This is a genomic window from Clostridium sp. LIBA-8841 (assembly GCF_034439435.1).
Taxonomy (GTDB): domain Bacteria; phylum Bacillota; class Clostridia; order Clostridiales; family Clostridiaceae; genus Sarcina.
Genome location: NZ_JAPCKJ010000003.1, coordinates 135169 through 148764 on the forward strand (window position 1 = coordinate 135169; position 13596 = coordinate 148764).

Consider the following 13596-nt stretch of genomic DNA (forward strand, 5'->3'; position numbering starts at 1 on the left):
CATCTAAAACATAGCCTATTATTAAAATGATTAAACTTTTATCTTTCAGTTCTTAAGGTAATAGATTCTTTTGAAGAAAGTTCTCCATTACTATATTTAGCTGCAATCTTAAAGTTGTATATAGTGTGTCTATTCAATCCTGTAAAGATGTAAGAAGTTTCATCTTTTCCTATTTCAGCTACCTCTTTACCATCTTTGTAAAGTACATATCCTTCTAATCCAAATGAATTTTCAGGTGCACTCCACTGAACAGTAATATTTTTCTTTGAAATATCAGTTGCTTCAAAATCTCTAACTGGACTTACTATAATCTCTGTAGAATCCATAGCTTTTAAAGCCTCTTCTATTACAGCTTTTAATTCATCTAAAACTTTATTTACATCTTCTGTTAATGAGTTTTCATCATTATTAACCTTTTCAGCCTCTAAAATAGCATCTTCTAGCCTTATTTTTATATCTTCAAGATTATTGAATTCTTTAAGCTTCTCTAAAACTCCATAAGCTTTTTCTATTTCTCCTATTAATTCCTCTTTATTAGGAACCTTTGAAATTTCAAATTTAGCTTCTGCCTCAGTTAAATCAGAAATAGCATTATTTACAGCTTCTTGACCTACCTCTTCATCATTCAATACTTCTTTAGCCTTTTCTAAAGCACCTCTTAATTCTTCTATAGCACTAGGAATATATACTCCTTCTGCATTTTCTAACTTACTTTCTATTGAAGTTATTATCTTCTCCAATTGACCTTTTTCAACTACGTTTACTGATTCTATGAAAGTATCTAAAGCCTCTTTTAAAGAATTCGTTATATTTCTAACCTCTTCTGAAGTTGTAGAACTTTCAAATCCTTCTTCTGCTATTCTTATAGCTTCATTTAAAGCATCTAAATCTTCCTGATAATACTGACCATTTCCATTTCCAACAACTGCATTTTCTGCTTTTTCCTTAGCTAAAAGTAACATTGATTTATATGCAGTTTCAGCACTTACAGCATCATAGTATGAATCTAAAGCATTCTTTAATTCTTCATAAGCCATGTCTATTTCACTTTGTGAAACTTGTTTCTTATTGTAAACTTCTTTAGCCTCATCATTTTCATTTCTAAGCTTTTGAACTTCCATATTAACTATAGCTTTTTCATTGTAATTCATACTATTCATAATCTCTGGTAATATTTCATTTAGTAAAACATCAACATCACTTATTAAAGTTGCAAGTTTAGTTCTATTTATTTGAACAAATCCTTTATAGAACTCATTTAAAGCTGTCTTTAAATTATTTATAACTTCCTTAGCTTCTTTTGAGTTTATATCATTTCCTAAAGCTTCTTTAGCTTGCTCTATAGCATTTCCAAGTGCTTCTTTAGCCTCAGCAGTATAGTTTCCTGCCATATCTCCAACTACTGCACTATTATATATATCCTCAATAACTCTTATATAAGAAGCAAGACTTGAAGTAGAATCCCCTTTGTAAATTCTAATTTCTCCAATCTTAACATCCTCATTACTAAAATTAACTCTTACAAATCTTCCTATTTGACCTGATTTTAGTATATTAGAATATACAGCTTTGTTTTCTTCATTATCATTCTCATCTACTAAGTTTGTCCACTCTGTTCCATCATTAGAAGATTCTATAGAATACTTTAATGAAGAGCTTCCTTTACTTAATATCTCTATTGCTGATATATCCTTTTCTTTACTTAAATCAAAGGTTACAGCCTTTTCTTCTCCTTGTTCTGGAATCCAAAGAGTATTTTCATCTCCATCTCTTAAATTATTTATTTCAGAATTATTCGATGTTGCCTCAACCTTAGTTTCTTCTTTCATAGCTAAATTTTCTGGTATGGCAAATACATTTAATTCAGCTGCTGAAGCGAAGCCACCAACGCCTTCTAAAGCTACAAGTTTAACATGAGTTGCCTTTGTACTATCAAATTTTAATGTTTTTAAGCTTCCACTCTCATCCCAAGTTCCCTCTGAAACTTTTCTAAATTCATTGCCATCATTACTTACATGAAACTCATACTTAGTTATATTTCCATTTTTATTGCCACTTCTCGGAAGATAAGTAAACTTATTAATTTCATAACTTCCTCCAAGCTCTAAAGTTATACTTTGTGGTAATGCTTCTACAGGAGAATATTTTGTATGCCACATAGTATTTTCTTTTCCATCAATAGCAAAGCTTGCTAACCCTTCATTTCCTACATTAGGATGCTCTGAAGTTGCTGTTGCTTTCATATTTCCTTGTGGTAATGCTATTGAAGCTTGTTCTCCTTTATTTACGACTTCCTTAGCCATAGCCTTAATCTCTGCAATGGCCGCCCATGCTGCTGGATATGATCCACCTGGTGCTTTTCCTGTAATAGTAGCATGTATCTTCCTTATTTCTTTTCCTACAGGTATTTTATATGATTTTTCATTATCTTCTGTATTTGAAGTCATATCTAATACAGTCTCTCTATTTCCGCTTTCATCCTCTACTTCAACTTTAAACTGGAATCTAAAGCCTGCTTTTTCAAAATGAAGTTCTAAGAAATCAACAAAATTATTTTCTTCTAAATCAATTGTAGCATTTGCTGGAACTGCTCCATTAGCACTTATCCAAAGTGAACTTAAATTACCATCTGTAATATTTGATAGAGGATTTCCTCCTTGAGAAGGAGAACCACTTACTGATTTATTTTCTGCTATATTTACATATTGAACAGGCTTTTCCTTAGACATAGCTTTTACTTCTGCTATAGCTGCCCAAGCCCCTGGGTATTCACCACCTGCTGCTTTTCCAGTCATAGTAACATGTATTTTATTTATATCTTTTCCTACAGGTATTTTATAAGACTTTTCATTGTCTCCTTTATTTGAAGTCATATCTAATACTTTCTCTCTATTTCCACTTGCATCCTCTACTTCAACTTTAAACTGGAATCTAAGTCCTGCTTTTTCAAAGTAAAGTTCTAAGAAATCAACATTTTCTGTTCCTTGTAAATCTATAGAAGCAGTTGCTGGAGTTTGTCCTCCATTACTTACCCAAAGAGAATTTAGATTGCCATCTGTAATATTAGATAGTGGTTTTCCACTCTCTGATTCTGATCCAGCAACTGGCTTACCTAAAGCAACGTTAGTATATTCATCTACTGACTCTTTTCCTTCATATACCATTATTTCTGCTAATTCTGGTATTGTATATGATGGACTTAAACTTAAATCTACATCTGTCAATGTAACTCTAACTTTTTGTGCTTTACCTTTAAAATCAACTTCCTCAATAACACCTTTATTAGAATAATCCTCTGATTTATCTGATACTGTTACCCATTGTCCATTTTCATCCATGATTTCTACTTTGTATGCAACAGCTCTATCTCCAGCTTGATTTCTAAAAGCAAATTCTATTCCATCTACAGTTTTAACTCCTTCTAAGTCTACAATTACACTTGCAGGGTATCCCTCTCTATCAGCAACCCACATGCTTCCTGTGTTTCCATCTGTAATATTACTTAGAGGACTAGCTTCATTAGATCCATGAGTTTCACTGCTTACAGGCTTTCCTAAAGCAATATTAACTCTTTTCTCAACTTCACCTTCACCTAATATTTTATCCATATTAGTTACTGAATAGCCTTCCATAGCTATCTTAGCAAGTTCACCTAAATTTTCATTAGAAGCCTCTGTTGGATAAAGTTTATCTGTATCACTTTTCTTATTTACCCAATCATACTCCATCTTGAACCAATCTATATTAGGTGCCTTAGCTCCACCATCTAATTCTGTTTGTAATCCATTTATCCATTTTTCCCATCTAGCATAGTAATAATCCTCTGTTAATCCTGACCATTGTCTATTAGAATAGTCTTTAAGTCCACCACTATTAGCATTATTTCTTGATCCCCAAGTTGTTACCAAGGCTCTAGCATTAAACTCAAATAAGTCTTTAGTCCAATCATCAGCATCCTTAAGCATTGTTCTAGCATCTTCAATCCAATTTCCTATCAAAAATTCAGGTCTACTTGATAATACTCTCTCTTGAAGCTCTACAAGCTCTAAGAATTTTCCTGAAACAAATCTAAACTTATCTGAATCGCCATTATTGTAAGCATCACACATAACAGCATAATATTCTTGAGCAGAGTTAGCTAATAATTGTTTTAAAATATCTGCAAAATCATAAAGGAAAGCATCACTTTCTTTAAATTCATCATAGTTATTTGCAAAAATTTCAATAGCTTTTTCAAACTCACTCTTATCATAAACTATTTTTGAATGTCCCCAAGTTGAAGCACTTTGTATTCCAAATCCTGGTCTTGCATTTATAATAGACTCAGCCGCACCTTGATAATAATCATTTCTCTTCTTATAAGCTGTATCTAATATAATATTCCAAGCCTCTATAATTTCTTCATTTACCTTACCATATCTTCTTTCAATGTAGTCCTGAGTCCATGTTCTGAAATTTATTTGGTCTCTTGTCCAAGCCATATCAAATAAAAGTTCATATGCTAAAGGATTAGTATTTATAGCCTCTGGTGTAATACCTATACCAATCATATTTTCTGAATTTGCTAAGGCATTAGGAATCTCTGTAGCAAGTTTTTCTGGCGCTGCATCCATTCCCATTCTTCCACCAAAGTTGTGAAGCATATTCCAAACCCAAGGTAAGTCTCTATCCTCTAATCTCTTCCAGTCTGGACTTACCTCTGAGAAAAGATCTAAAACTATAACTTGGTCCTTCTTAGTTAATCCTTCTAATTTATTATTACTAGGATTTCCTTGCCAGTTTTGAATAACCCAAACTGCTTCATTATCATGTTCTATCATCTTATCTTGAATTATTTGATATATTCTTCCGTTATCTAATCCTCCAGTATTTCCTCCTTCATGGAATGGATCTACTCCATAGAAGTCAGTTACATCTCCAAATACTTCTTTTTGCTTTTTATAGAAAACATCTGCAACTTCTTGAAAATAATCTCTTTCTCCTTCATTCACATATGTTTTAAGCATGTCTGGTCTATCGAAACCACACCATCCTCCTTGAGAAATAGTTTGTGCTTCTGGATTTTTCTCCCTAAAATCTCTTGGAACCATACCTGAATATCCTTGTAAGACTGGACTTATTCCATAGGATTGCATTCTATCATGAAGCTTTCTTCCAAGTTCTGCTCTTTGCTCAAACCAATCATTAGGAAGTGGTCCTCCAAATCCAGTCATATTTTGCATATAGAACCAAGCAAAATATGCAGGTCCTGAAATAAATTCTTTAACCTCTTCATCACTATATCCAAACTCATTTAAAGTTCTTCTTAAAACCTCTTCTTGTCCAATTATATCTAAGACTAAATTTACTCCATTCATTGCACACCAGTCTAAGAACTCTTCATATTGCTCCCAATCCCAGAAAGCCATTGTATAAGAATAGGTACAGAAATTTAATGCATATCTATGTTCATATGGAGTATCTATAACTACCTTTTCTCCAACACTTGGCATTGTTTCAGGCATTTTTAAATTAGACTCCATTATTGGATTATAACTAACATTACAATAATTTTTTAAGTAATAATTAAACCCTGATGCTAATGAAACTCCATTATTTCCTTTTATTAAAATCTTTCCATCCTGTGAATCTGAAACTTCAAAAACATCATTACCATTAATCTCTTCTCTAAGTTCAAAGGTAAAGTTATCAACATACTCAGCTCCAATTACTCTACTGACTAAACTCTTAATCTCATTTATTGTTTTTTCCTCTGCATATCCTTTATCACTTTCAAATTTTTCATACTCTGTAGCCCATTTTGTTTCACTAAAATTAGATGTAGTGATTGGAGCTAATTCTGATAAACTTTCTCCTGTTTTCTTTCCAAAAACCTTAATTTCAGCTATATTAACCTTGTCATTATTACTATTTTGAACAACATCGATTCTTAATTTTCCAGCTCTAATATTATCGATGTTATGTGTATCTCCATTATTATCAGCTACTTTCTCATCATTTTTATATGCTATTTTATTGAATGTTTCTCCATCCTCTGAAGCATATATATTATATTTATAGGAAGCACCTACATTATTAAATATTTCTATTTTAGATAATTCATATATCTCTCCCAAATCAATTTCTATCCATCTATAGTCATTTGAAGACTCCCAATATGTTGATACATCTCCATCAATGACTAAGTCTGCTGTGTTCCCTTCTGTATTCCCCTTAGCAGTAACCGTAACCCCTTCTGTAATCTCAATTCCAGTAGATGCAAAAACTTTTACTGAACTAGGATTAACTAACCCTAATAAAAAAGTACTAGTTAAAGCATATGCCATTTGTTTTTTGAATTTTTTGCTAAACAAAATCTCTTCCCCCTAAACTAAAAAGTATTAAAATTATTGTCTACATAATATATATATGTAAATGTTTTGAAATTAATTCTTTTTACCCCAAAAATTTATGTTTTTTTACAAAAAATACACACCTAAAAAGGTGTGTATTTGAAATGTAATTAATTATATTTACTTTTTAATTTATTAAAATCCCTTATAAGGATTGTCTCTAGTATCATTTTTACCTAATTTTCTTGATTCTTTTGAATATCCTACTTCATCAGCAGTTTCATGTTTCATTTTTTCTACTTCTTTTTTAGTCTTTTGACCAGACTTCTTATTAGCTTTGCTATTTTTATTATTCTTATGAGCCAAAGTAAACACTCCTTTCAAATTTAGTTCTTATTTAGTATTTAACTTTAACAGCTCATCTATCCTAAAAACAACTTTCCAACACTGCTAACTATTTCTATAACTCTTTTAAGCTATTACTCTGAAACAATTAATATTATTCTATAAAGAATTTTTTTCATCCTCTCAAATGGATAATTTTTAATTTCAAAATTCAAACTTCAAAATTTTATTTTCACTTAAAATTAAATTATGATTGAAGATTTAGCTGAAAATCAATATTAATATAAAATAAAACTTAAGATTTTAAACTTAACATGGAGCTTCTTCAAATTCATAATCCTTTGTTACATCATTTACCCATTTTCCACTAATTACTCTATATACACTGACAAGTGACTTTAATATTTCATCACATTTTATAACTAAGAATACCAAGGCAACTGGAAGTTCTAAAACAAAGGCTGCAAAGAATCCTCCTGGAATAGCAACAAGCCACATAAAAATAAGATCATTTATTAAAACAAACTTCGCATCTCCACCACCTCGAAGTACACCCATCATAAAGTTGCTTGCAAGGGATTGAAATACTATTATTCCAGAAGTTACAGTCATTATTTCCATGGATATTAATTTTGTGCTATCAGATACATTATAGAAATTAACAATAGCTGGTTTTATAAATAAAATCATAAGTCCTGCTATGATTCCCATAATAACACTGAAAATTCCAACACTATGGGCATACTCTCTTGCTTTTTCCTTTTTACCTTCACCTATGGTATTTCCTATTATTACTGCTGTAGCATTAGACATACCAAAAATAAAAACTGTTACAAATTGGTGAGCCACTCCATTTATACTATTGGCAGCAACAACCTCAGTTCCCATTCTTCCAACTACAACTGATATCATAGAAGCTCCAATTGCCCAAAGCAACTCATTACATAACACAGGAGTACATAATCCAACATAGTCTTTTAAAATATTTTTATCAAGCTTTAATAAATGCTCTAACTTAAGCCCAATCTTTCTTTCATATAAAAACATAAATACTAGAACTATTGAAAATTCAGTTATTCTAGCACATACTGTGGCAATTGCTGCTCCATTTATCCCAAGCTCTGGTACTCCTAATTTTCCAAATATAAGAACCCAGTTTAATATTGCATTTACCACTAAAGAAGCACTGTAAACTATCATTGATATCCTTACAGTTTTTACTGAACGAAGCATCATTATTGTACAGTTTGTTATGGAATAGAATAAATATCCTATGCATACTATTCTTAAGTAGCTAGCTCCTAAATCTATAACAGCCATATCTGTTGTAAAAATCCCCATAAAATGTTTTGGTAAAAATGCTGCTATAAATATAAAAATTCCCGTTAAGGCTATACAAAATCTATACATTATAGCTAAAATTTTATGAATTGTTTTAATGTTTCCTTTTCCCCAATACTGCGAAATCATAATATTAGATCCACCAGCTAGTCCAAACATTAAAATCGTAAGTACAAAAAATAAATTATTCGCTATAGAAACTGCTGATAGTTGAATTTCCCCCAAAGCTCCAACCATTAAAGTATCTACCATGCTTACCATAAAAGTTATTAAGTTTTGTACTGCTATTGGCAAGGCAATACTAAAAAGTAACCTATAAAATTTTTTGTCCCTTGTTATAAGCATAATTAACCCCCCTTACTAAAAAATGCTTTCTTATAAAATTTCAATGTAAATTATAGCACTCTACATTAACTTATAATACTCCTTTAAATTTAATAATATATGAATATTTGAAAAATATTGTTAATATAAAACTAAGGAACTGTATCAAAATAACTTAATAAAACTTATAAACATATTCCGAGAATTGCTAAATTTCACTAAGAATTTATAAGTTTTATTATTTAAAGTTTTGATACAGTTCCTTAAAATCTAAACTAAATCCCCATTAACATAATGGTAATTTCCTTCTATAACTTTCATATCTTTTAGTTTTTCTACATCAATATAACTAGATGGTATATAAGTGTATTCTATAAGCTTATTTTTACCACCCTTGTCAGAATGCTTAACAAAAGCTAACATATAGACTTCTGTTATTTCTGAATTGTATGTTTTTTCTGGAGCATAAGTATCTACATTTGTAAAAAATTCGTTTACATCTTCATATGGAGATATTAAGTAAACTTCATCCCACTCAAAAGCTGTTGTTTTATTTAAAGAAGTTAAATCTAACTTTTTATCCTCTTCATTTTCTATAAGAGTAATAACTTCTTTATTTAATGATTTATTTTCTCCAATAAAATCATTTTCATATAATCCTAAATATGCTATAGAGACTAAAAAAACTACAACTAGAGACGTAATAGAGATAGTAACTTTTTTCTTCATATAGACCACCTCTCCATAAAATTCTTTAGCTTTTTTTAAATTAAAAAGGTAAGATATTATTTGTATATCTTACCTTAATTTTACCATATTACACCTAATTAATCACTCTATTAAATATAATTTAACATAAATAATTTATTTTCTAGCCTTTTGAATCTTAACTTTTTTACCTTTTATAGTAACTTCCTTAAAGTTTTTTAGGACTTTTTCTCCTTTTCCATTTAATATATCAACATAGGAAAATCCATCTTGAACATCTATTATTCCTATATCATCTCCAGTTAATCCTGGAAGATTACTAAAGCATCCAACAATATCAAAAGCTCTTATTTTCTTTTTCTTTCCACCATTAACATGTATTTTAACTATATCACTATGAATCTCTTTTTTAGGCTTTTTACTCTCTTTTAATTGAATCCTTTGGCTTTCTTTAAATATATTTCTTCCAGCCTTAACCTCTTCATCAGTAGGCATAGTTCCTTTTTTTATTTCATACCCAATATACTCTTCTATATTTTCTAAGTATTTTTTTTCATAGTTATTTACAAAAGTAACAGCCTTTCCTTCTCTTCCTGCTCTACCTGTTCTTCCGATTCTATGAACGTAACTTTCCATTTCCATTGGCACTTCATAGTTTATAACAAGCTCTATACTATCTACATGAATTCCTCTAGCAGCTATGTCTGTACAAACTAAAACCTTGAAGTGCTTATCTCTAAAGTTCTCCATAACCTCAATACGCTTCTTTTGATCCATGTCTCCATGAAGTTCATTACAAGTTATTCCTTCATCCTTAAGCATTTTGTAAACGGCTTTAACCTTGTTTCTTGTGTTACAGAAAACTATAGCACTTTCTGGATGATTAGCATAAAGAGTCTTCCATAAAGCTTTTTCTTTATTTTTCTCTTCTATTTCAATTACACTTTCTTCTATTCTATCTCTATTAAATACCTTTGATTTAACTTCTAAAAGAACAGAATTTCTCATATACTCCTCACACACTTCTTCTATTTCCTTAGAAAAAGTTGCTGAAAATAAGGCTGTTGTCTTATTTAATCTTAATCCTCCTAATATGTCTTTTATCTGATCAATAAATCCCATAGAAAGCATCTTATCCGCTTCATCTATTACCACATAGTTAACTTCACTTAAATCTAAAGTTCCTCTTTCCATATGGTCAAATACTCTTCCTGGTGTTCCTACTACTATATGTACTCTTTGTTTAAGTTCTCTAACTTGCTCATTAAAAGGTTGTTTACCAAATATGGCCGCACATCTTACCTTTTTTAATCTTCCTATATTAGCTAACTCATCTTTAACCTGAATTGCAAGTTCTCTAGTTGGTGTTAAAACCAAACATTGAACATTTTTTTCTTCAATATTTATTTTTTCACAAATAGGTATTCCAAAACTTGCAGTCTTACCACTACCAGTTTGAGATTTAACTATTATATCTCTTCCCTCTAAAAGCTTTGGAATTGAAGCTTCCTGAACCTCTGAAGGGTTCTTATATCCTAAATTATTAAGGGCCTTAATAATATCATCACTTAAATTAAATTCATTAAATTTCATATATTATGTTTATCTCCTTTGTTTTAAAACTTATGATCTTCTATAGTTATACCACATATTCATTCGTTATCCTAATTTATAATAAATAACTATTATACAATTTTCCATTCCTATTGTTTAACTTGTTTATTGTTCTAATACATTTCTTTTTCCTACATATTAAAATAATAACGAATATTAAAATCTGAAATAGATTAATTTTATTGAAAAATAATTCATAAAAAAGAGTGAAAATAAAAATTAGATACTTTTTATTTTCACTCATTATAAATTAATTCATATTATTTTTTATTTTAAAAGTCTAATTACATTTTCAGTTGTTATCTCTAAATTCCTAGTTCCATTTTGTAAAGCTTCATCTAAAGTTGAAACTCCAGTCATTATACTAAATATGCTCTTTATTCCTATTTCATAAAGACCTTCTATTCCATCTCCTACTTTACCTGCAAAAGCTATTGTGGAAACTCCACCTTCCTTAGCTACAGTGGCTACTCCCATTGGAGTTTTTCCATATATAGTTTGATCATCTATACTTCCTTCACCTGTAAATACAAAGTCTGCTCCTTTTACTTTCTCAGCTAGCTCTGTATGTTTTATCACAAGTTCTATACCTCTTTTAAGTTCTCCACCTAGTAATAATAAAGCTGCTCCAAGACCACCAGCGGCTCCTGATCCTTCTATATTTGAAACCTCTTTTCCTAAATCTCTACTTATTATAGAAGCATAATGAGTTAAGTTATTATCTAACTCTTTAACTACCTCTGGAGTCGCTCCTTTTTGTGGTCCGAATACTGCTGATGCTCCTTTTTCTCCTACTAATGGGTTAGTTACATCACAAGCAACTTCTATAGATACACCCTTTAACCTCTCATCTAAAGAAGTTAAATCTATACTTTCTATATCCTTTAGTGCTCCTCCACCAAAAGCTATTTGATTTCCTTCTTTATCTAAAATTTTTCCACCTAAGGCTTGAAGCATTCCTACTCCCCCATCATTAGTGGCACTTCCACCTATTCCTATAACTAAGTGCTTTATTCCCTCATCTAAAGCTGCTTTTATCACTTCTCCAGTTCCAAAAGTTGTTGTTATTAAAGGATTTCTCTCTTCTCTTTTAACAAGTTGAATTCCTGAAGCACTTGCCATTTCTATGACAGCAGTCTTCCCATTACCTAATACTCCATAGAAAGCTTCTACTTCTGTTCCTAATGGACCTGTAACCTTTAAAGTCTCAATTTTTCCACCTGTTGCATGAACTAAAGCCTCAACTGTTCCTTCTCCTCCGTCAGCCATAGGAACCTTTATACATTCTGCATCTTTAAAAACCTTTTTAATTCCTCTTTCCATGGCATTACAAGCTTCCATTGAAGTCATACTTTCTTTAAATGAATCTGGCGCTAATACAAATTTCATCTATGTTTCCTCCTGTAAGATACTTTCTCTTAATTTTTATTTTAAAATTCATTATGCTTACTAAAAATATTTTAATTTAATTCTTTTACTATTTTTAATTACATTCCTTAATAAATTCTTACTCCTTTTTAAATAAGTTTGACTTACCTAAATCAAAGTCTAAACTTTAAAATATAATATAGAATTTTTATATTTTATATGTGAAAAGTATAATTAGGCATTTTAATAAACACCAAACTATACTTTTCTAAAAAACTATTTTAATATTATTCCAAATATTATAGTAGATACAACTGTCATTGTTAATCCAACTAAAGACTCATATGGTATAAGCTTAAGTCTTTCTTTCATATCCATTGCTACGCTACCACCAGTTGAGTGGAAGAAACTACCGTGTGGTAAATGGTCTAAAACTGTAGCCCCAGCATGTATCATAGCGGCTGTAGCAAGTGGTGCAACTCCAAGTTGAACGATTGTTGGTCCAAATACTGATGTAGCCACCGCTGTTCCTGATGTAGTAGAAGCTGTTGCCGCTGACATAAGTATTCCTGAAACAGGAGCTAACATAAAGCTTGGTAAACCTAAAGTATTTATTCCGTTTATGATAACATCCTTTAATCCTGAGTTAGCAATTATTCCTGCTAAAGTTCCAGTTCCTATTAAAAGGATTGCAACACCACTCATCTTAGCTAGTCCATAAGTAGCGTATTGGTTAATATATTTAACTTTTCCCATAGCTATTATTCCACATAGACCACCTACTGGTAAGGCTATTAATGGGTCTATAGCTATTCCTGCTAATGGCCTTAACATTAATAATATTATTGCCACTAACGGTCCAACCATAGCTGGTAAGAATCCTGGCATATCTGCCGCTTCTTTCACACGTTCCTCTAAGTTAACAAAAGAACCTTTTTTCTTTATTCTACTTGCTAATATGCATGTAACTATAACACCAAATATAGCCGGTATAATACCTGCTATCATAACATTTGTTAATGAAACTCCTAAGTTATCAGCAGCTGCAATTGTATTTGGGTTTGGAGACATAATATTTCCTGCCTTACCTCCACCAACCATTGCTAATAATATAGCTGATTTACTTAAACCTGATTTGTGAGCTATTGCTAAAGCTATTGGAGATACTGTTATTACTGAAACGTCTACAAAAACTCCAACCATTGTTAATACCATCGTAGCTATGGCTAAAGCTATAAGAGCTCTTGATTCTCCTATTTTCTCAACTATTGTCTCTGCAATCTTTGCTGCGGCACCGGATTCAATTAAAACCCCTGCTAGTACCCCTGCTGTAAGTATTCTTAAGATAGCAGGCATCATATTTTTTGCGCCATCCATCATTAAATTAACTGTTCCTGTTAGTCCTGCTCCACCAATAAGTCCACCTATTAAAGCTCCTAATATAAGTCCGTATGCTGGATGAACCTTTTTTATAATAAGAGTAATTGCAACAACTAATGCAATCACTGCGCCTAAAGCTGTAACTGTTACGTCCACAATAAAATCCTCCTTTTCTTAATAAATC

Annotated in this window: 7 protein-coding genes; all 7 read right to left on the reverse strand. The window is 31.1% G+C overall.

The window, feature by feature from the left end; genetic code table 11:
• Positions 1-38: 38 nt before the first annotated feature.
• Entirely contained in the window at positions 39-6353 is a 6315-nt protein-coding gene (locus OIF33_RS09240) for an alpha-N-acetylglucosaminidase TIM-barrel domain-containing protein (protein WP_322503958.1), read from the reverse strand.
• A gap of 174 nt (positions 6354-6527) precedes the next feature.
• Positions 6528-6698, reverse strand: coding sequence for a small, acid-soluble spore protein, alpha/beta type (locus tag OIF33_RS09245; protein WP_322503959.1), 171 nt, complete (start codon positions 6696-6698; stop codon positions 6528-6530).
• Positions 6699-6986: 288 nt separating this feature from the next.
• Positions 6987-8363 carry an MATE family efflux transporter gene (locus OIF33_RS09250; protein WP_322503960.1) on the reverse strand — a complete coding sequence of 459 codons (1377 nt, stop codon included), beginning with the start codon at positions 8361-8363 and terminating at the stop codon, positions 6987-6989.
• Between the two features lie 249 nt (positions 8364-8612).
• Positions 8613-9071: a hypothetical protein gene (locus OIF33_RS09255; protein ID WP_322503961.1), complete on the reverse strand. Its 459-nt coding sequence runs from the start codon at positions 9069-9071 to the stop codon at positions 8613-8615.
• A 135-nt stretch (positions 9072-9206) separates the two neighbouring features.
• Positions 9207-10643, reverse strand: coding sequence for a DEAD/DEAH box helicase (locus tag OIF33_RS09260; protein ID WP_322503962.1), 1437 nt, complete (start codon positions 10641-10643; stop codon positions 9207-9209).
• Between the two features lie 288 nt (positions 10644-10931).
• A complete protein-coding gene (locus OIF33_RS09265) occupies positions 10932-12053 on the reverse strand; it encodes a glycerate kinase (protein ID WP_322503963.1) in 1122 nt (373 codons plus the stop codon).
• Between the two features lie 255 nt (positions 12054-12308).
• Positions 12309-13568, reverse strand: coding sequence for a GntP family permease (locus OIF33_RS09270; protein ID WP_322503964.1), 1260 nt, complete (start codon positions 13566-13568; stop codon positions 12309-12311).
• Positions 13569-13596 lie beyond the last annotated feature (28 nt).